Annotated in this window: 12 protein-coding genes and 1 pseudogene; 6 read left to right on the top strand and 7 right to left on the bottom strand. The window is 55.6% G+C overall.

Annotated elements, in window-relative coordinates:
• Window positions 1-302: 302 nt before the first annotated feature.
• The 5 genes and pseudogenes from ACLD9W_RS07320 to ACLD9W_RS07300 all read right to left on the bottom strand — a co-directional run.
• Window positions 303-2,639: a conjugal transfer protein gene (locus ACLD9W_RS07320; RefSeq protein ID WP_410841403.1), complete on the bottom strand. Its 2,337-nt coding sequence runs from the start codon at window positions 2,637-2,639 to the stop codon at window positions 303-305.
• Window positions 2,608-3,048, bottom strand: a complete 441-nt coding sequence (locus ACLD9W_RS07315) for a VirB3 family type IV secretion system protein (protein WP_410841402.1) — start codon at window positions 3,046-3,048, stop codon at window positions 2,608-2,610. The genes ACLD9W_RS07320 and ACLD9W_RS07315 overlap by 32 nt, the downstream gene beginning before the upstream one ends.
• Before the next feature lie 13 nt (window positions 3,049-3,061).
• Window positions 3,062-3,382, bottom strand: a complete 321-nt coding sequence (locus tag ACLD9W_RS07310) for a TrbC/VirB2 family protein (protein ID WP_410841401.1) — start codon at window positions 3,380-3,382, stop codon at window positions 3,062-3,064.
• 92 nt (window positions 3,383-3,474) lie between these two features.
• Window positions 3,475-4,311 carry a lytic transglycosylase domain-containing protein gene (locus ACLD9W_RS07305; RefSeq protein ID WP_410841400.1) on the bottom strand — a complete coding sequence of 279 codons (837 nt, stop codon included), beginning with the start codon at window positions 4,309-4,311 and terminating at the stop codon, window positions 3,475-3,477.
• Between the two features lie 213 nt (window positions 4,312-4,524).
• Window positions 4,525-4,662, bottom strand: a pseudogene (locus ACLD9W_RS07300) (transposase); the annotation flags it as partial.
• 462 nt (window positions 4,663-5,124) lie between these two features.
• Here ACLD9W_RS07300 and ACLD9W_RS07295 point away from each other — a divergent pair.
• From ACLD9W_RS07295 to ACLD9W_RS07285, 3 genes are all read left to right on the top strand, one after another.
• The gene (locus ACLD9W_RS07295) at window positions 5,125-8,487 is read left to right on the top strand and encodes a TonB-dependent receptor domain-containing protein (RefSeq protein ID WP_410841404.1); all 3,363 of its coding nucleotides are present in this window, start codon (window positions 5,125-5,127) and stop codon (window positions 8,485-8,487) included.
• A gap of 64 nt (window positions 8,488-8,551) precedes the next feature.
• On the top strand, window positions 8,552-10,429 hold the full coding sequence (locus ACLD9W_RS07290; RefSeq protein WP_410841399.1) for a hypothetical protein: 1,878 nt from the start codon (window positions 8,552-8,554) through the stop codon (window positions 10,427-10,429).
• A gap of 79 nt (window positions 10,430-10,508) precedes the next feature.
• The gene (locus ACLD9W_RS07285) at window positions 10,509-11,969 is read left to right on the top strand and encodes a surface lipoprotein assembly modifier (protein ID WP_410841398.1); all 1,461 of its coding nucleotides are present in this window, start codon (window positions 10,509-10,511) and stop codon (window positions 11,967-11,969) included.
• A 220-nt stretch (window positions 11,970-12,189) separates the two neighbouring features.
• On the opposite strand, the gene ACLD9W_RS07280 is transcribed toward ACLD9W_RS07285, so the two are convergent.
• A complete protein-coding gene (locus tag ACLD9W_RS07280) occupies window positions 12,190-14,175 on the bottom strand; it encodes a DNA topoisomerase IV subunit B (RefSeq protein ID WP_410841397.1) in 1,986 nt (661 codons plus the stop codon).
• Window positions 14,176-14,515: 340 nt separating this feature from the next.
• Between ACLD9W_RS07280 and ACLD9W_RS07275 the strand changes: the two genes are divergently transcribed.
• The 3 genes from ACLD9W_RS07275 (at window position 14,516) to ACLD9W_RS07265 (ending at window position 20,020) form a co-directional block, all read left to right on the top strand.
• A complete protein-coding gene (locus ACLD9W_RS07275; RefSeq protein WP_410841396.1) occupies window positions 14,516-17,035 on the top strand; it encodes a TonB-dependent siderophore receptor in 2,520 nt (839 codons plus the stop codon).
• Window positions 17,036-17,364: 329 nt separating this feature from the next.
• Entirely contained in the window at window positions 17,365-18,348 is a 984-nt protein-coding gene (locus tag ACLD9W_RS07270; RefSeq protein ID WP_410841395.1) for a factor H binding protein domain-containing protein, read from the top strand.
• Between the two features lie 157 nt (window positions 18,349-18,505).
• Window positions 18,506-20,020 (top strand): surface lipoprotein assembly modifier, encoded by a 1,515-nt coding sequence (locus tag ACLD9W_RS07265; RefSeq protein ID WP_395428127.1) that lies wholly within the window; start codon window positions 18,506-18,508, stop codon window positions 20,018-20,020.
• 207 nt (window positions 20,021-20,227) lie between these two features.
• Here the strand turns inward: ACLD9W_RS07265 and ACLD9W_RS07260 are convergent, their stop codons facing one another.
• Window positions 20,228-20,566, bottom strand: a complete 339-nt coding sequence (locus ACLD9W_RS07260) for a P-II family nitrogen regulator (protein ID WP_410841394.1) — start codon at window positions 20,564-20,566, stop codon at window positions 20,228-20,230.
• Window positions 20,567-20,738 lie beyond the last annotated feature (172 nt).

The raw sequence follows: 20,738 nt of genomic DNA, 5'->3' as shown, positions 1-20,738 counted from the left end.
GACCGCTCCCTGAGCTACGCAACGGTTGTTTGCCTTGGTCGGATGCGGGCGGCGGCGGGCGGTTTGTTGCTATGATACGGAAGTTCCGATATACAAGGTCGGAATGCCGCCGGCAGTCGCAGGCAGTGATGCCGCCAAGCAGCCTGCAAGTACAGCCGCTGTCAGTTTGCGGATAAGGGTTTTCTTTGTCGTTTTCATAATATGATCCTTATGAGATAAAAAAGCCGCAGGATGCGGCAGGAAAAAAGGCCGTGCAGGCCGTCTGAAAAAAGCTGGTGGGTACCCGTCCGGCTTTTTATTGTTTATCGCTTGCTGCCGTTCCGTTCGCGGACTGCTTCCATAAACGGCTGATACCAGTTGTCTGCCGATTCACCATATTCGTCCATCACTTGGCGCAGCAGTTCGATGTTGTTACTGGATCCTGACAAAACGGCCATTTCGTCTTTGAATCCGAACAGATCGAGTTTGGCGAATGCCGACTGTTTGGACTGTTTAATCAGGAAGGTTCGGCTGTCCAACGACAGTTTGACCAAATCGTCGTATTCCTTGCGTGTGATGCCGCAACGCTCGTAGCTGCCTTCGTATTCGGCGTCGGGGTTGGGCAGGAAGATTTTGGTCGGCGTTTGTTGGACGATGGCGGGGAAAATGCTGCTGGCGATTGCGTCTTCGGGCGATTGTGATACCAAAATCAGCCAACCGCCGCGTTTACGGTCGGTTTTGAGGATTTTCAGCATCAGTTCTTCAGTGACCTTAAACCGCGCAGGCCACCAGAATTCCTCAATAATGCTGGCCAGTATGCCGTCTTCTTTCGCCACTCTCTCCATCATGATGTCGCGCAGGTGGAACATATATGCCAGCACCGGACCTGTCGGCGGATATTTGTCTTTCAGGATGTCGGTCAGATCGAAGCCGACACGCCAGAAGGTTTCCGGATCAAACAGGTTTTCCGGGTTGTCCAAACACCATGCGAAGCGGCCGTTCTCACTACGGCACCATTTTTCCAAACGGCTGCGCAGGGAGTTGGGATCAACCGATTTCGGTATGCTTTGCAACAGGTGGCTGAAATGGCGCATTTCCCAATCCAAATCAAACAGGGCATCTACGGCAAATTGGATTTGCTTGTCTTCCTCTGCAGTGGTTTTGCCGTTCTCGTCTTCGCCGCACATACCTACCAACGAATAAAGGAATTCTCTGTTGTGCGGGGTGTCGGGCAGTTGGAAGGGATTGAGTCCGGTAGGCACGCCCGCTTCCAGTGCAAAATAACTGCCGCCGATGGCGCGGATGAAAATCTCCATGCCCCGGTCCAAATCGAGGGCGAACAAAAACGGGTTGAAACGTTCGGTAAAGGCCATCAGGGAGGTTTGCAGGGTGGTTTTGCCCGTACCGGTGGCTCCTAAAATCAGCGTATGCCCAGCGATTTTTTCTCCGACGTTGTCTTCCTTCGGATTGGTGAAATGGAAATTGAAGTCGAAGATGGTTTTAGAGCGGGTCTGCAGAGGCATTACCGCGCTGCCGTCGCCCAAGGGGTTACCGTTTGTCTTGCCGTGCGAATAGTTGTGAATACCGAAGGACGCAGCCAGATTGCTGGTGGTTTTCGGGAAGCTGCGCGGTTTTTCCGCACTGCCGGGCAATTGGCTGAAAAAAGTGGACGGAGCGGACAATCCGGCTTTGGCAAAACGGTAGCCGCCGGAATTGAGAAAAGTAGTATAGGCGCGTGCCGCATTATCCACGGTCTGTTGCGGTGTATCGCCGTACACAACCAATGCGGCATGATAGTCGCCGAACATTAGTTCTCCTGCCGTCAGTTTGCCCATCCCGCTTTCCAACTCGTCAATCTGTTCGACGGCCAAATCGCCTACCGACTGCAGGTTGTTTATCTGCTTGCGGATTTCTCCCTGCATGGTATAGGGGTTGATAAAAACCATGCTCTGAGTCAGGGTGAATTCGCACGGCAGGGTCAGAATATCAAGGAAGATTTTCGGTTTGCTGACGCCGTAATCCTTCAGATCGTAAAACATGGCGTACTTTTTTCCGCCGCGTTCGGGTCGGATCTCACAAATATCGGTGCCGAAGTGCAGGTTGGCAGCGGCAATCGTCTGATAGGCATCGACTGTGGATAATGGAATCGGTTCGTTGACGCCATTAATCAGACTGCCAAAAAATTCATATACTTCAGAAAACAATATGCCGTTTTGGTTCTGATACGCCGTCAACAGCGTGGGACTATAAGGTTCGAGCGAGCGCATCATTACCTGAATCTGCTCTTCCGCTTCTTTTATTCCCATCTGGATACTGCCGCTTTTGATCAGTACCGTCAGGTAGAAAACGTTTTCAAAATAGTCTTCTTCCTGAAAGCGTTTCAGATATTTGTCGGAAAACTGCCGACAAAATTCCGATTTGAAGCGGTAGTTGCGGTTGAAGTCGATCTTGCGCCGCTGCAAAGTCGTCCAGACGGCGGCGCGGTTACCCAACGATTTGCCGATGCCGGCCAGCAGCGAACGCAGTCCGACGTAATGGGCAAACAGGTGTTTGTCGTCCACGCCGTCAAACGGCAACCCTTCCATACGGATGACAAAGCCGTAATGGCCGCTGTGGTAGTAGACAATGTTATTGGTAACGTGTTGGCAGATTTTCGGCATAAAGTCCGATTGTGCCGGCTGTCCCTTGAGCGCCCTGCTCAAGAAATCGCTGATAATCACTTTGCTGTCTCCCGTATTTGGTAGCCAATATGGTAGAAGTGCCGCCGAACAGGGCGGCGTTCTTGCGCCGTATGAACCATTTGGCTTCGAGCGCGTAGATTTTGAATGCCTGGTCGTCGTTTGCACTGATGGTGCGCAAGCCGAGAAATACCGGTATGCCCATCGCCAGCAGAAGCAGCGCCTTTCCGCCGAGGAAAGACGCTGCCAACAGACTGGTCATCATCAGCGCAAAACCGCATACGGCCAAAGGCATCAGAGGAACACCCAGCACCATTGCCGACCGGTTAAGGCCGTTGTAGGTAGGTTGTTCCATGTTGATGTGTTCGGATTGCGTTACGGTTTGCGTCATGATTTTTCCATCATCAGAAAGTCATGCTGCCGCCTTTGGTGAACAGCCAGGTTGCCATCGCAATGCCCGCACCCGCGCCGACAATCCACAACGACGTTTCCAGAATATCCGTCCACTGTTTGCGGCCGCCCCAGCCCTGCACGAACTGCCACAGCAGGCACAGTCCGGCCACCACACCGACAACGGCGTAGATACCCGTACGGATTTGGGTAATCATCGCCTTGCCGTCAGCGGCGAAACCGGCAGCGGACGCACCGGCTGCGGCCAGCATCATGATGGCAAACGCAACGGTTTTGACCGTTTGCCCCGTTTGTTTTTTATTGACTGCTTTCATTATTGAAACCTCTTAAAAATAGAGAAGATAAAAAAACCGGCCAAAGGCCGGAGCTGAAACCTCCGACGGCACAGGCCGTCTGAAAGTTTTAATCAGAACTCGCGGAATACGTCCCACAGCTCCGCAGGCGGAGCAGCAGGCGTATTAGCCGCAGGTTCGGAAACAGAAAGAGTTGCAGGAGCATTGGCATTGCCCATCAGATAAGTGCTGTTTTCGGATGAGCGGGCAATATCCCCGCTGTTGCGCGGTGGCGGCGAAAGTTTTGCACTGTCTGATGCTTTGACTATCCCTTGTGCGGACTGTCCTGCCTTGGCAGTCAGATTGGCTGCCGCCGACGGATTCACCGCCGGTACGCTGTAAGCCAGCATCTGGCCGGCATGGTTTTGCCGTGCGGCATTGAGGATTTTGACCACATACGGCGGTTGCCCCTTGAAATCGGCACGGAAACCGGTACGGAAATTACCGCTGTAATAACAGGAAAAGGCTTTTTGCAGATCGGTCTGTCCGTTGCCGCCCGCCCGTTTGAAGCAGTCGGCCAAAATGGCCGCGCCGGTGCGCACATTGGCGCAGGGATCGAACACCGTGCGGTAGTCCAGCCCGTAGCTTTTCAGGTTGTAACGGTTTACCTGCATCAGCCCCATACTGAAATTCCTACCCTGAGCGTGCAGCATTTTGGCCGCTTCAACCGCTTCGGCCATGCTGCGCGGCTGGCGGGGCAGCGCACCTTTCACCACGCCGATGGCATAGGGGTTGAACTGGCTTTCGACACGGGCAACGGCCTGCAGGGTATCGGGATGGACGTCTTTGCCGCACTGCTGTGCCAATTGGGAAAACAAAACCTGCTGCGAAGTGGCAGCGGGTTGGGGCTTGGCGACAGCAAGTGCCGGTATGGCGGCCAGTGCGGCCATCAATACAACTTTTACAAACATTGCTTCCATTCCTTAAATTTTGCTTTTGCAAAAAAGAAAAACGTAAAAATCCGCATGGATGTTTACGTTTTTTGTTCTTTACAGAGTTGGGGCTGATTTGTGCCTGAATGTGGCTGATTAAAACCCCATTACACTGCAAATGATAAATTTGTGCAGGCATCATTTTCAGCGTTATCAAATGGTTATGTTTTAAATAAAATAAAAGGTTAGCCTGCCGGTGCGGACTATCCACAGTACGGCCTCAAGAAACAGGCGGTTGTCTTTGGCGGTTTTACCCGGGTCGGCTTTTTTACCCGGACAAAGCGGTTCGATGGCTGCCCACTGGGCATCGGATAGGGTATATCTGGTCATATCTGTATGATACTGTGAAAAATTGAATGTCAACAGCCCCTAGGGCGTCTGAAAAAGGAAAAGGCCGTCTGAAACCCGTTTTAAGGTTTCAGACGGCCTTTTTTTATGTAAACAATTCCGTTTGTGTCTTATCAAATTTTTACAACTACCGTATAATCAGCAAAAATTAACTAAAGTAAGCATTTTCATTCGTAGCATTCGGGCAGATTTTATAGTGAGTCAACACAAAAAGATACAAGGCAGCAAGCCGCAGGTAGTACGGGGCAGGTTTTCTTGGCATTTTTAATACCGTAGAAAACCGCCCTCTTCGAGCTAAGGCGCAGCAACGCCGCAGATTTTTGTGTTGGCTCACTATACAGGCCGTCTAAAAATCCGCCCGCCTCACGACACACGAAAAGGAGAAAGCAAATGCAAGCCTGCCGTTTAAACACCATTGCCGCCTGCCTCGGCCTGCTGTTCTGCATGCCCGAAGTGTGGGCGGCCGACAGCACGCCCGCCGCCAACACCGCCGAAAGCGACAACCTCGACACCGTTACCGTCCGTGCCAAACGGCTGAGCACCGATAAAAAAGGCGAAGCGGAGCAATACAGCAAAAACGTTTCCAATGTCTATGTCGGCAAAGAATATCTGGAGCGCTACCGCATCGACGCCGCCGGCGACATCCTGAAAGGGTTGAACGGTGTTTACAATATGAACACCCGTACCGCCGGCGGCGCCATCACGCCCAATATCCGCGGCGTGGCCGGCAAAGGGCGTATCCCGGTCACCATCGACGGCACCGAGCAGACTGTGGACGTGTGGATGAACAACTACGGCGTCAGCGACCGCAACTATGTCGATCCAGCCCTGTTTCGCAGTATTGCCGTAGAAAAAAGTCCGGCGATGACGCGTGGGGTCAAATCCGGTGTCGGCGGCTCGGTGAGCATCCGCACCATCGAACCGTCAGATGTAGTGCCGGAAGGGCAGAAATGGGCAGTCGGTTTCCGTACCGAATTTGCCGACAACACCATACGCCCGCAATACACCCTTAACCAATATATCGGCAAAGACTACCGCACCATCGGCGGTGCCACCGCCGATGGTGCGGGCGGCGGCTTTGATCCGTGGACCAAGGAAGTCAGCGGTTACGGCGTTATTCTCGACGGCGCCCTCAACCTCAGAAGCAAGGGCCGTTTTAAAGACGACCGCACACATATGGCGGTAGCGGCATTCAAAACCGATTTAACCGACGGCCTGGCCGCCTACAGCTACCGCAACAAAGGCAATTACATCTCGGGGAAAAAAGGTGAATCGGGCTACCTAAATAATCCACTCAACGACTTGCAGCGCTGCTACGACAATGGCGGCAAAACCACAGACTGCCGCCCCAAAGCCGCCTTTATCCCCAATATGGCACGGCTGTTTCCCGGCGGCAAAGAAGTGATCGGCAGCAATACCGAAACCAAGACCCTGCTGCTGAAAAACAACTGGTATCTGCCCGACAAGCAAAAAATCGGCCTGCAGTATATGCGCACCAATGTGCGCTTCGGCGAGCTCAACCCCTTCCATACCATGCTGTCCTTGGGCAATTACGAATACAACCAAGATAATCCCAAATACCGCAAACAGCCGCCTTCGCAAGTACCCGGTATGGATTCCACCATCCGCAGCGATACCCAGAAAATCAGCTACGAATGGAAACCCCAAGGCAATTCCTGGGTCAATCTGCAGGCCGATGTGTGGCGGGTAAAAACCCGCAGCCGCCGCCACCAGTCCGGCGGTCCGGCATTGATGGTGGGCTTTCCCGATATCAGCCACGACTATTGGCATTGGTGCATCAACCGCAAGCAGCAGCCGCTTGGTACTGATAATAATTGCGAACAGTTGATAAACATGGGTTATTTCACCCCCAACAGCAAATTGCAAGACTTTCTCGATAATGATGCCAATAGCGGGCTTCCACCCGAAGCGCGCCGCATCCAATCCGGTGCCCTGCAGAAAACCGAAGTCACCCGCACCGGTTTCAATATCAGCAACCGTTTTACCCTAAGCAACAGCTTGGGCATGGTGGTGGCCGCCGACTATCAGCGCGAAAAGCTGGACGAATATACCCGCATTATCAATTCCGATGATCTGTTCAATCTGTACGGCATGGTCACCTCGCTGGGCGCCATGGCCGGGCCGCGTAGCGCCCACCGCAGCGAATGGGGCGTTAATCTTGGTTTCGACTGGCATCCCACTTCCCGTTTGAACGTCCAAGCCGGCATCCGCTACCACCGCTTCCGCGGTGTGGACGATATGCTGCGCCGCGAGCGCCGCAACCGCAACGAACGCTACGCATTCGGTGGTGCCTCAGCCCGCAGCACCCATTCCAGCTCGTTTATTACCGGCGTACGCCTGCCCTATTGGGAGCTGATGGACAAAACCGCCAGCGATGCCTGGCGCCAAGTAGTGGCGACCGACGACCGTCTCACTCAGGCACGGGCGGACTTTTTAAACTGGTACCGCAAAAACCGCGATCCCAATGCCCAAAACTGGCATGAAGGCAAGAACGAGCCCGAATACCGGCAGTATGTGCAGCCGCTAGAAGATCGCTTGAATAATCTGAAACAATCCTTTACCGCCAATCACGGCTTGCAAGAAGATATCGTGCGCGGTGTCAAAGCCAGCGGCGACAACTGTATCCACGATCACGAATGCGCCTATTACCGCGTACGCCGGCGCGATGTAATGATGCACAACGGTAAGCTGGTGCCGGACGGTGATCTGCCTTTCAGCCAAGCGATGTTTGAGCAGCGCACCAACAATCCGCAGGGTCTGCAGGGCAGTTTTTACAGTTACCTGCCGGGCGGCCGCCATCCCACCGATGCTGTTCCTCTGAACTTAAAAGATATTGGTACATGCGGTTCCGGGGAACCGAGCAATGCCTGCCATCTGACCGAAAAGATTACCGATGCCGAAAGGTGGCGCGAGCCGCCGGAAATGCGCGAATCGGCCTGGGCGCCGATGCTGGCAATCAGCTACGACTTAACCGACAAATCGCGCCTGTTTTTGCGCTACGCCCAAATGACCCGCTTCCCCAGCCTGTATGAAATGAGCGCACACGATGTGGCTGTTCTGGGCAATATCCCCCGCCCCGAATACGACGTCAAACCTGAGCGCAGCCGCAGCTGGGAAGTCGGCTACAGCTTTAATTTCGCCCCCTACTGGAGCCGGCTGCGCGAAGGCGATGTGCGCCTGACCTATTTCAACAACTCGATTAAAAACGTGCTCGACAATACCGACGACAAGCGCATCACCCAGTACGACCGCAAAAACACCACCGGCATCGAATTCCAAAGCCGCGCCGATATCGGCCGTATTTTCGCCTCACTGGGTATGACCTACCGGCTGAAACAGGAAGTGTGCGATTCCAGCTTCGCTTTCAGCGCCGACCTTTACCGCCGCCGCATACCCGACTGCATCGAAGGCGGCTTCGGCGCCACCCGCTTTTACCAGGCCATGCAGCCCAAATACTCGGTCAACTTCGATGCCGGCGTGCGCCTGTTTGGCGAAAAGCTGGAGCTGGGCTTGCGCACCATCTACCACAGCGGCATCAATACCAAGCAGTACGACCGTCTGCTGGAACAGGGTTTGGACAAGGTCTATACCAGCACCGGCCAGCCCTACCACTGGCGTCCGGTTCTGCTGGCCGACCTGTACGGCCGTTACCGCTTCGGCAAAAACATGAGCGTCAATTTCAGCCTGACCAATCTGAGCAACCGCTACTATCTCGACCCGATGTCCAACGTGCCCGCTCCCGGCCCCGGCCGTACCTTTAGCATCGGCATTCAGGGCAAGTTTTAAGTCTTGCGGTTTTCAGACGGCCTGAAAACCGCCAATCCGCAGCAAACACCAAAGGAGTTTGACGATGAACCACGATTTGTTCCCCCGCTTCGCCCCGCGCCTGCTGCCGGTGCTGCTTGCCCTCGGTCTGTTGGCCGCCTGCAGCAGCAGCGGCGGCGGTGATGACGAATGGCACCGCCGCTTCGGCAATACCCTTGTGCCGCAAACCGCCCCGCTGCAGCAGCGGCTGGATGCGCTGCATGCCGGCACCATGGTAGAGGGCTTTTCCGACCAGGAATTAAAAGACGGCCTGCTGCCACGCTATTTCGGCCGCCAGCCCGGCATTCCTATCGAAACGCCCGAGCTGGATTCTTATGGAAAGCATAATGCTTATAATGAATTAAATACTGGTTATCAGGAAGCCTGGCAAAATCCGGTCGGCCGGCTGACACCGCGCAATACCGGTCAGGCCTACAATGCTGTCCTGCAAAACGGCGAATTGCATATCGGCCACCATCTGAGCCCCTTGGAAGATATCGACAGTGTTACCACCACTTCGCCGATTTCGCCGCATAATCTGACTGGCTCGCAGGTATGGAATAAAAACGGCCTTGTGGCATCCCAAGGTGAAACGGTCAAAATCATCAACCATATGGGCAATCAAGCGGAGAGGCATCCCAGCTATCGCAATGTGTACGATATTTGGGCTGGTGTCTTCGATAAATCAGCCTACGACTACTATCGTATTGACCACAATAATATCTATTTATTAATGCAGAACGAATCGGGTGTCCACGACAATGTTGACGGCAAGGTGAGATGGCAGGTTGATATCCGTGGCAAAGGTTATGACGATGTAAGCCGCACGCTGACCGAGTACGACAAAACACATAACAATATCTATCTCAACCGTGCCGGCGAATGGGCGCGGCAAATCAGTGTCAGCCAAGATACGCCGGTATCGGCTGCCGATGCCGGCAGCCGCACCGATGTGGTCGATGCTGCCGGAAAACCGGTTGCCAAAGACGCGCAAGGCCGCTATCTGCTGGCCAAAGGCGAATATGCCCTGATCCAACAAACTAACGGCCGCCTGCGTATTGAGCCGTGGAACGAAGCCAATTTCACCTATTTCAGCGGCAAAAACGGTGACCATGCCGGCTATTCGGTCTTTGCCGGTATTGAGAATGCGGCCGGCGAGGGCGCCTTTGCCGACAAGCGCGTGATTGCCAATTTGTTTTCCGCCACCCAACACGAAACCGATCTCGAACATCGCGCCCTGCACAGCTACGATATTGGCCGCGCCGGCGGCTACAACCAGGCCTATCTCTCGCTCTATACCTGGCAGCTTAAAGACACCGAGGGCAATTATCCCGCCGCCGGTGCGCCCTACAACATCGGTGTATTTAACCGCGTGCCCAACAATGAATTTACTTATCAACAGCGCTATGGTGTCGAAGGCGAAAAACTGGACGTTTCCTACCACGGCGTGGCTTATTCCAGCCGCGACGGCAAACAGGACGGCGTACTGGATATGAGTGCCCACTTTAAAAACCAGGTTGCCCCGGGCGAACGGGAAAGCCTGCGCCGTGACGCCGGTAGAACCTACGGCGCCATCGATTACACCGACTTCAGCTATGAAGGCAAGATTACAGGCCGCCGCCACGACGGCGGGCGCGACATTTATTTTGCCAGCGGTAATGTGCGCACTAGCGACGGCAGTATGCCCGAGCACCGCGGACAAAGCATAGGTTTGCTGTCGGCTACAGAAATGGGCAAAATTACCGGCAACGACAAAACCACCGTCTGGATGCAGGGCGATACCGCCAAAGGCGAAGACAAAGTGGTTTACGGCAGTGGCAGACTCACCTTTGCCGGCCCGCATGCGGAAGAAGTCGGCGGCATGATCAATATCACCACCCACGAAGGGCCGAACAATATCGGCTTTATCGGCAAACGCCGGTAGCCCGCCTCGGCCTTTCAGGCTGCCTGCAACAGGCCGTCTGAAAGGCTTTTCCCATTTCAAACACCCGATCGGACACCCGATGCCGTTTTCCCGCAAACTGCCGCTGATGCTGCTGGCGCTGGCTGCTGCCGCAGCAGGCGAAACCGTCACACTGCCGGCCGATGCCGCCGATTACGAAGCCGAACGCCACATCCCGCAGCAGGAGCCGCAATACCGGCTCGGCGGCGAGACGTTTGCCCGCCCCGGCAATGCAGAAACAAACGCCGCACCGGCAACAGACGCCGCCGCACCGTATCCCAGCCCGCAGATGACCGAGCAGCTGCTCAATCGGGCACTGCTGCTGCGCCGCTATGACGATATCCCGCCCCTGCTGGCCGCCTACCGCAACTGGCCGCAGGCCGATCCCGTTTTAACCGCTTTCGCCCAAGGTGCGCTTTACCGCCATCAGGGGCGGCACGGCAAAGCGGCCGCACTCTACCGCGACATCCTCAAACAACATCCGCAGCTGCAGACCGTGCGGCTGGATCTGGCCGCCATGCTGCACGAAGACAAACAGCTGCGCGACTCCGCCGCCGAATTTGCCCGCACCGTCGAACAGGGTCTGCCCGACGACGTAATGCCGCGCATCCGTGCCTATCTGCATGAAAACAAGCAGCAGCAGGCCTGGCAGTTTTCCGCCACACTCGCCTATACCGCCGATAAAAACGTCAACAACGTCTCGGCCGAAGAAATCATCTATGTGCCGCAGCTGCCCGGCCTGCCGCTGCGCAAAAACCCCGAATACCTGCCGCAGCAGGCGCACGGTTTCGAATACGGTTTGGCCGCCGCACGCGATCTCAATCTGGGCGGACACCATTACCTGCACTTGGGCGCCGACTGGCGCGGCGTCAGCTACTGGGACAACCACCGCTTCGACGATGCCGCGCTGCGGCTGAACACAGGCTACCGCCACCGCAGCCTGCGTGGCGAATACTCGCTGATTCCCTTTGCCGAAAAACGCCGCTACGGCGGCGAAGCCTACTACAAGCGCTACGGCGCCGAACTGGCCGCTTCGCGCTGGTTCGGCCGCCGCTGGCAGCTTTCCGCCCATCTCTCCCGCGCCCGAAAAAACTACGATGCCGGCTTTAAGGGACGGGAAACCGGCGGCGGCGGCGGCTTCAGCTATCTGGCCGGTAGCAGCGGCTATTTCTTCGGCGGTCTGTACGCCTCGCGCGAACAATACGGCTATGGCTACCGCAGCGGCAGCCGCCGTTTCGGCGGCTATGCCGGCTGGGGCAAACAATGGAATTTTGGTTTGGGCAGCCGCATTTCCGTCAGCCGCTATAGCGAACGCTACGACGACCGCCACTATATCTACACCGACCGCCGCCGCACCGACCACACTACCGGTCTGAATCTGACCCTGTGGCACAAGCGTCTGCAGTGGCGCGGCATCACCCCGAAGCTGAACTGGCGCCACACCCGCACCGACAGCAATATCGGTGCACTCTACGGCTACCGCAAAAACCGCCTGTTTGTCAGCTTGGAAAAAGCTTTTTAAAAGCGGCTGCCAACCCGGTTTCCCCAAGCCCGCTGCCGATTGCCAATACAGGCAAAGGCCGTCTGAAAACCTCTTTTATAGTGAGCCAAAATAAAAAATCTACAGCGTTGCTGCGCCTTGCCGTACTACTTGTACTGTCTGCGGCTTGCTGCCTTGTATCTTTTTTATTTTGACTCGCTATATGGTTTTTCAGACGGCCTTTTTCAGATTTTCAGACGGCCTAAATATCCACTTCGGCGGTATCGCCCTCGCGCTCCATCCAGGCGCGGCGGGCGGCGGCTTCGCCTTTGCCCATGAGCTTAACGAAGATGTCGTAGGTTTCTTCGCCTGCGCCCTCGGGGATTTCGACGCGCAGCAGGCGGCGGGTGTCGGGGTGCATGGTGGTGTCTTTGAGCTGGTCGGGGTTCATTTCGCCCAAGCCTTTGAAGCGGCTGATGGAGTATTTGGACTCGGGTACGCCTTCTTTTTGCAGGCGTTCCAAGATGCCGTCGAGTTCGCCTTGGTCGAGCGCGTAGAATTTGCGCGCGGGTTTGCTTTTGCCCTGAGCATTGACATCCACGCGGAACAGCGGCGGCTGGGCAACATAGATGTGGCCGTGGCGGATCAGGGCGGGGAAATGGCGGTAAAACAGGGTGAGCAGCAGCACTTGGATGTGCGAGCCGTCCACATCGGCATCCGACAAAATGGCGATTTTGCCGTAGCGCAGGCCGGATAGGTCGGGGGCGTCGTTTTTGCCGTGGGGGTCGACACCGATGGCGACGGCGATGTCGTGGATTTCGGCGTTGGCAAACAGCTGGTCGGGGTGGATTTCAAAGCTGTTGAGCACTTTGCCGCGCAGCGGCAGGATGGCTTGGGTGGCTTTGTCGCGCGCAAGTTTGGCTGAGCCGCCGGCGGAGTCGCCCTCCACCAAAAACAGCTCGTTTTCGCGGATGTCTTCGCTTTCGCAGTCGGTGAGTTTGCCGGGCAACACGGCCACGCCGCTGCCTTTTTTCTTTTCGATTTTTTTTACCGAGCGCATCCGCGCCTGCGCCTGGCGGATGGCCAGTTCGGCGATTTTTTTGCCGTATTCGACGTTTTGGTTGAGCCACAATTCGAGCGGGTCGCCCGATACGGCGGCGACGAGTTTGAGCGCGTCGCGGTTGGTGAGTTTGTCTTTGGTTTGGCCTTGGAACTGCGGGTCGAGCACGCGGGCGGAAAGCACAAACGCCACTTTGCCGAACACGTCGTCGCTCTGCACTTTCACGCCGCGCGGCAGCAAATTGTGCAGGTTGATGAAGTTGTTCACGGCTTGGAACACGGCCTGTTTCAGCCCTGCTTCGTGCGTGCCGCCCAGCGGGGTGGGAATCAGGTTGACATAGCTTTCATTGGCGCACGAGCCTTCTTCCAGCCATGTGAGCGCGAAGGCCGCGCCCTCGCCTGCGCTGAAATCGCCGCTTTGGCCGTCTGAAAGATAGTTGGCGCAGGCAAACAGCGGCACGGCTTCCTGCGCGTCGCTGATGAGGTCGGTGAGGTAGCTTTTGAGGCCGTCGGGGTAGTGCCAGGTCTGCGTGTGCGGCGCGTCTTCGCCTTTTACGGGGCGTGTGAGCGATACGGTTACGCCCGGCAGCAATACGGCTTTGGCGCGCAACAGGCGTTCGAGTTCGGCGATGCTGTAATTCGGGCTTTCAAAGTATTTACCGTCCGGCCACACGCGCACTTCCGTACCGCTGTCTTTCACGGCGCATTTGCCCGTTTCGTGCAGCGGCTCAATCACATCGCCGCCGGAGAACACGATGCGGTGGATTCTGCCCTCGCGTTTGACCGTTACTTCCAAGCGGGTGGACAGCGCGTTGGTTACGGATACGCCCACGCCATGCAGGCCGCCGGAAAAGGCATAGGCGCCCTCGCCGCTTTTCTTGTTGAACTTGCCGCCTGCGTGCAGCTGCGTGAACACGAGTTCGACCACGGGCAGGCCTTCGGTGGGGTGGATGCCGGTGGGAATGCCGCGCCCGTTGTCGCGCACCGACAGCGAGCCGTCGGCGTGGATTTGTACGTCGATGCGGTCGGCAAAGCCGCCGAGGGCTTCGTCGGCGGCGTTGTCGATGACTTCTTGGCAGATATGCGTGGGGCTGTCGGTGCGGGTGTACATACCCGGGCGTTCTTTAACCGGCTCCAAGCCTTTGAGTACGGTGATGCTGGATTCGCTGTATTGGCTGCGTTGGTTCATGGCGGCGTGCGTGTGGCAAAAACGGCGCGCATTTTAACAGAAAGGCCGTCTGAAAAAGCTTTCAGACGGCCTTTGTGCCGCTGAGGCAGGATGTACCGCCCCGCAATGCACGCGGTTTCGTTTTGCTGCAAACCGCAGGCAGACCGTGCGGACATCCAAAGCAAAAGGCCGTCTGAAAGCGGGGTTGCAACAAAGTGAAAACCGGTTGCCCGTTGTTTCAGACGGCCTACCGTTTATTCCCGAGGCTAATATACTTATTGATTCTAATTATTGAAATCACGGTTGCTTGGATGTAAACTCCTATAAATTTCTTTTTTCGTCAAATTGTAAGGAGATTCAGATGAGCATCAAACCCCTTTCCCTGCTCGTTGCCGCCGCACTCTTGTCCGCCTATGCCCGTGCGGCAGACGAAACCCCGACCGCCAATCCGCAACCTTCCGCCGAAACAGTTGATGCGCGCGACAGCGTCAGCGCCGTCGTCGTCCGCGCCAACCGCAACACCCCGCGCCAAAGCAGCGACAACTACACAGTCAAAGGCAGCACCTCCGCTACCAAACTCGATTTGAAACTCAAAGAAACCCCGCAGAGCATCACTGTCCTCACCCAGCAGCAGATGCAGGATCAGAACCTGCGTAACCTCAACGACATCCTGGAAGAAACCCCCGGCATCACCGTGCTTCACGATTCCGTTCCGGGCGTCAGCGACTCCGAATACTATTCGCGCGGCTTCCCCGTCAACAACTACCAGCTCGACGGCGTAATAGTTAACCGCGACATGCTCGGCAACCGCACCATGCAGGACAGCTTTCTCTACGACCGTATCGAAGTCGTGCGCGGCTCGACCGGGCTGACAACAGGCGCAGGTGATCCTGCCGCCAGCATTAATTTCGTGCGCAAACGCCCGTCGGCCGAAAAAGCGGGCGCGCTCAACCTCAAATACGGCTCATGGGGCGACAAGCGCATCGAATTTGATTACGGCGGCGCACTCAACCAATCGAAAACCCTCAAAGGCCGCTTCGTTGCCACCATGGGGCACGGCGGCAGCTTTCTCGACCGCGTGAAACAACGCTCGCACGCCGTATACGGCGTGCTCGAATGGTCGCCCGACGACAAAAATTTCCTCACCTTCGGCCACCGCCACCAATACCAAATCGTACGCGGGGCGCCGCGCAAAGGCGTTTCCCGCTATTCGCGCGTTATGCTCGGACGCGATCCGAATACTCTTGAAGAAATTCAAAAATGGATTGATGAGCGCGATACCCCGCCGAGCTTCAACAACGGTGCGAATTGGGCGTTTGACAAACAGCAGACCGAAAATTCCTTTATCGAATACAAACACTTCTTCACACCGAATTTCTCCCTGCAAGCCGCCTACAACCGCACCCGCTACCAAACCAAATTTCTCTACGGCGACATCGGCACGCTGGGCTATGCGCCCGCATACAATGCCGCCACCTACGAATGGGGCAGAGGCAACCACAGGTTTGACGGCGAAGCCTTGGATATATTTGCCGACGGCAAATTCAAACTGTTCGATCAGGAGCAGCAGGTTATCGTCGGCATCAGCGGCGAACGTGTCACCGCCCGCGGAGGATACTATCCAAGCGAAGCGACCGAAGATTTGGATATCAGAAACATCAAACCCGACGGCATTAGTCTGAGGGGTAACTATTACACCAATAACAGATACCTTGTTAGAGCCATGCCCCTCGACTACTGGAATAACGGCGATTTCCCCATGATGGCGTGGAGCCCGCTTTCTTATTTTGCCCCCGTCGGCCCCGAAGAAACCCAAAGCGGCGGCTTGAAAAGCAAAGTCCGACAGTTCGGCCCTTATTTCTCCCTCAAATTAAAACCGCATAAAAAAATTACTGCCGTTTTGGGCGGCCGCTGGCTGAATTGGAAAAGGCAGGGCGGTTCGGAATGGACTGACCTTAACAAACTGATTACACACAAAATGAAGGATCTAAATACAAAACCGGCGGACGAAATATATGAATACCCCATCAGCAGCGCATCTTTCCGCAAATTCGTTCCCTACGGAGGCCTGATCGTCGACATTACTCCTTCATTCACCGCCTATGCCAGCTATACAGGCATCGCCAAACGCAACGATGTGTTTGGCGTATCCTATTTCAAACGCCAGCCTAAAGGCGGCGGCGACTTCCCGCCGATTACCGGCAACTCGAAAGAATTCGGCATCAAAGGCGGCCTGTTTGACGACAGGCTGAATTTCTCCCTCGCCTATTTCACCATGACGCAAAACGGCTACCCTACTTTCGAGCCGATCGGCTGGGGGCCTTGCGAACGCGACCCCGCCACCGGCGAATGCATCAACCGTCCGCTGGAATACGGCATCACCAAAGGCTACAAAAGCAGCGGCTTCGACATCAATATCGCCGGGAAAATCACCCCGAAATGGCTGATGCAGGCGGGTTTTGTCAAATTAAAAATGAGAAATCCCTTTGACGACCAACCTTCCTTCAACGATACGGGAGACGACCTTAACCTTGATTACGGGGAAAGCTATTCTGCCCCCGACAAAACCTTTAAATTTTTTACCCGTTACGATTTCACTCCCAAATTCAGCGCGGGCATCGGCATGAGATGGAACAGCGGCGTCAAACCCAGACCTTGGGCGCATACGGCATGGAAGATCGGTGTAGCGGACAAACCACGTGAGATGTGGCAGCCGTCTTACTCCGTGTGGAATGCCATGGCCTCTTACAAAATCAACAAGAATGCAGCAGTAGCCGTCAATATCGGTAACCTGTTCAACAAACGCTACTACACCAATGCCCGCAGCAACTTCTACGGCAAACCGCGCAATATCGCCGTGGCGCTGAAAATGAAATGGTAGGCCGCCTGAAACTTTTTTTGCAAATGCCGCAAATTCAAAAATTTTGATAATTTACATTATTTGCACTTGTATTTAATTACCAAAACGCTTAATATCCGCCTGACAATCATTTTCCCAAAGCCGCCGTAACTTTGCGGCAGACAACAAAAAAGCGGCCTTGCCGCATATTTCAGACACAAACCGCCATCATGGATTTTTCCGCAGTGATGCAGGAAAAAAACCGACCCGCCGCTGACTGATTTGACCATTGCGAAAGCGGCGGATCGGCAAACCCGGATACGCATCCGCGTATCTTTTTAACCTTCGATCTATATGAAAGGAAGTATATCATGATGCGAGTTTCATCCATAAAAGCAGCCCTGCTGCTGGCCGGTTTGGCTGCCGCCCAATCCGCTTTTGCCGTGGACTGGAAGGTCAACCTCAACAGCCATTCGCCCTACGATAAATCCGTCGACGGCGTTTATGCGGGTTCGTTTACCTATGGCGGGCAAACCTACGGCCCTTCCACAGCCGTACAACCGCCTAACGGCCCTGCAGTCACCCAACACACCGTTGATCTCGGCAAATTTGCTGCCTACAAAATCCATAATGCTGCTCCTATCAAAGCGCAGGACAACGACAAAACCAAGCTCGGCAATAACGGTTCGGCAGGCAATTATTCCAATGTGGTCTACCGCATCTACCGTCAAAGATACTCGGGTGTTATCGCCAATGTCACCAAGCTGAAAACCGACGGTACCAAATACAAAAACCGCAATTTCGTCAAACACATTGTCGGCGACAACACCAAACTGTCAGCCCTGCCCAGATCGGGACGCTTCAATTATCGCGGCGTAGCCTTTACCAACTTCCCCGAAGGCCAATTCAACTATCAGATTGATTTGGCAAGCAAACGCGGCAAAGGCAGCTTCACCCTGAACAACCTCCTAGTACCCGCCGCCTGGATTGCCCAAGATACCAGCGGCAAATTGGCCGACAAAAAAGACGGTCAAAACAAATTCATCAATATTGCAGGCACATTGCGCGAAGCACCGATTGTCGCCAACCGCAACGGTACGCTGGGCGTAACCGACGGCAAGGTGGATGTGCGCGGCACAGCCAACACCACACAGGGTAATGCGTCAATTAACAAGGCCGATTCCGCCCAAGCAGCTTATGAGTTGGTTGCCAAAAATCATAAAGCAAATGAATACGGCAACCTCAATCCGCGCTACACCCTCAACGTCTACGGCCCCAGAGGCGAAGAAGTGGCGGGCTTCGTCAACGGCCTACCCGACCGCATCGGCGGCGTGGCCATTATCGGCAAACGCTGACTTTGCACATCCAAGGCGGGTTGCGGCGCGCAATCCGCTTTTTTCACGCCCGTATTTCAGACGGCCTCTGTTTCAGACGGCCTTTTCCGTCAGGCCGTCTGAAACATTCCGGCACTCTGTGCAAACCATTCCTCTGCAAACATTCCCGGGGATTCCCATGTATCGGACACACATCCGCCCGCTCAGCCTTTCCCTCCTCCTGCTGCTGACACAGCAAACCGCCTTGGCCGACGATCCGTCAGCCAAAACAAGCATCCGCGACGATTTCGGTATTTTCCGCGACGTGGGCGGCGATATCGGCGATCGGCAGCAGCAGATCGAGCGCAACGACAGCCTGCGCAGAAAAAATACCGACGGCGCACAGGAAGACGACACGCCTGATTTAAGCGACGAAGATTTGAAAAAAAATCCCGAAATCGCCAACCACATCCTGAACACCGCCATGCTGCGCGAAGACTGGGACACGCTGGAACACATCATGGGTTTCTACCGCGACATTCCCGGCCACGATCCCGTTATGTACGATTTTGTTCAAGGCGCGCTTTGGCGCGCTCAGGGCAAGCACGGCAAAGCCATCAAAACCTATCGCAAAATCTTGGACAAACAGCCCGATTTGAGCTATGTCCGCCTCGATTTGGCAGGCATGCTGTTTGAAAACCGTGCCTATCGGGATGCGGCAAAAGAGTTCGGGCAGGTAAAAAAGGAAGACATCGAACCGGAAGCCGCCGCACAAGCCGACGCCTATTTGCAGGCCGTGAAACAGGCCAATCCGTGGCAGTTCAAACTGCGCGGCGGCCTGCAATACAGCAGCAACACCAACAACGCCACCTCCAACGACTACTTCCTGTGGCCGTTTGCCGTTATCGACGGCGTAACCTATTACTACAAACTGCCGCGCGATCCCGAAAGCCTGCCCCGTTCCGGCCATGGCTACAGCTACGGTGCGCAACTGCAAAAAGACTTTAACCTCTCGGGCAACCACAACATCGGCTTCAACATCGAAGCCGACGGCGTGCATTATCCGGGCCGGCACGAAGATAACGAGTTTTCCCTCTCGGCAGACGCGGGCTACAAATACCAAAACCTGAACAACACCTTCACCCTCACCCCGCTTGTCTCCGCCTCATGGCTCGGCGGCAGACCGTACAGCCGCAGCATCGGCGCGGCAGCATCCGTCAGCCGCTGGGTCACGCCCCGCCTGCAACTCTCGGGCTCGTATTCCGCGCTGCGCAGAAAATACCGCGACGAGCGTTACGAAGGCTACGACAGCACCGCCAACAGCCTCTCCCTATCTTCCGTCTACGCCCTGACGGGCAACTGGTTTGTTTTCGGCGGCGCAGCCGTACAGCGCGAAAACACCCGCGACAAAGAAGAAACCTCCACCCGCCGTTCGCTCAGCCTCGGCACACTCTACCGCTTCGACAACGGTATCAACTTCCGCATCGGCGGCCGCCACGTCTCCCGACGCTTCGCCAACCCCGCCACCCTCTACGGCGGCGACATCCGCCGCGACAAAGAAATTTATGCCGATGCCTCGGTTTGGAAAGAAAAATGGCTGCCCGGCGGCATCACACCCAAGCTGGAATTTTCCTATCTCAAAGTCAAAAGCAATATCTACGCCTTCCCCCGCAACAAAAAACAGGTATTGCTGACTCTGGAAAAAGAATTCTGATTCGGCACCCGCCCGCCGCAAAGGCCGTCTGAAAAGCAGTTTGAGGCTTTCAGACGGCCTTTACGGTCCCGGTAGAGTGTGTTGCGCAGCAACGCACGCGGTTTGCGGCTTTGAGGGGAAGCACGCAGGCATACAGAGGCCGTCTAAAACTCCAATCCGAGGTTTCAGACGGCCTTTTTCAGACGGCCTCCTGCCGCGCAGACACGTTTACACCGCCGAATCCGCCCGCTCGCCGGTGCGGATGCGCACGGCTTCTTCGACGGGGATGATGAAGATTTTGCCGTCGCCGATTTTGCCGGAGCGGGCGGTTTCGATAATCACGTCCACCGCCTGGTCGACCTGCTCATCGCGCAACACCAGCTCGATTTTCACCTTGGGCAGGAAATCGACGGCGTATTCCGCGCCGCGGTAAACCTCGGTGTGGCCTTTCTGGCGGCCGAAACCTTTGACCTCGGTAACGGTCATGCCGGTGATGCCGATGTCGGTGAGCGCCTCGCGCACGTCGTCGAGTTTGAAGGGTTTGATGATGGCTTCGATTTTTTTCATGGGAACACCTGTCGGGTCGGACTTTCAGACGGCCTTATCTCCTGCAAAGGCCGTCTGAAAGCGGGGTTTGAAAGGCGGCGAAAGTAACACAAAGCCACATGCGCTTCAATCGGCGGCGCGATCGGAAAAGCTGCCGACAAAACCGTGCGGCGGCATCCGGCCGATTGTCTGC

Source organism: Neisseria sp. WLZKY-1, assembly GCF_046546535.1.
Lineage (GTDB): Bacteria > Pseudomonadota > Gammaproteobacteria > Burkholderiales > Neisseriaceae > Neisseria.
The sequence above is the reverse complement of the archived record's forward strand: the minus strand, read 5'-3'. Positions and strand labels throughout refer to the sequence as shown.

What these genes read in the sequence shown, in the direction of transcription:
- ACLD9W_RS07260 (WP_410841394.1), bottom strand. Translation starts at nt 20,566, where the DNA reads ATGAAAAAAATCGAAGCCATCATCAAACCCTTCAAACTCGACGACGTG.
- ACLD9W_RS07290 (WP_410841399.1), top strand. Translation starts at nt 8,552, where the DNA reads ATGAACCACGATTTGTTCCCCCGCTTCGCCCCGCGCCTGCTGCCGGTG.
- ACLD9W_RS07305 (WP_410841400.1), bottom strand. Translation starts at nt 4,311, where the DNA reads ATGTTTGTAAAAGTTGTATTGATGGCCGCACTGGCCGCCATACCGGCA.
- ACLD9W_RS07280 (WP_410841397.1), bottom strand. Translation starts at nt 14,175, where the DNA reads ATGAACCAACGCAGCCAATACAGCGAATCCAGCATCACCGTACTCAAA.
- ACLD9W_RS07265 (WP_395428127.1), top strand. Translation starts at nt 18,506, where the DNA reads ATGTATCGGACACACATCCGCCCGCTCAGCCTTTCCCTCCTCCTGCTG.
- ACLD9W_RS07320 (WP_410841403.1), bottom strand. Translation starts at nt 2,639, where the DNA reads ATGCCGAAAATCTGCCAACACGTTACCAATAACATTGTCTACTACCAC.
- ACLD9W_RS07275 (WP_410841396.1), top strand. Translation starts at nt 14,516, where the DNA reads ATGAGCATCAAACCCCTTTCCCTGCTCGTTGCCGCCGCACTCTTGTCC.
- ACLD9W_RS07285 (WP_410841398.1), top strand. Translation starts at nt 10,509, where the DNA reads ATGCCGTTTTCCCGCAAACTGCCGCTGATGCTGCTGGCGCTGGCTGCT.
- ACLD9W_RS07310 (WP_410841401.1), bottom strand. Translation starts at nt 3,382, where the DNA reads ATGAAAGCAGTCAATAAAAAACAAACGGGGCAAACGGTCAAAACCGTT.
- ACLD9W_RS07315 (WP_410841402.1), bottom strand. Translation starts at nt 3,048, where the DNA reads ATGACGCAAACCGTAACGCAATCCGAACACATCAACATGGAACAACCT.
- ACLD9W_RS07295 (WP_410841404.1), top strand. Translation starts at nt 5,125, where the DNA reads ATGCCCGAAGTGTGGGCGGCCGACAGCACGCCCGCCGCCAACACCGCC.
- ACLD9W_RS07270 (WP_410841395.1), top strand. Translation starts at nt 17,365, where the DNA reads ATGATGCGAGTTTCATCCATAAAAGCAGCCCTGCTGCTGGCCGGTTTG.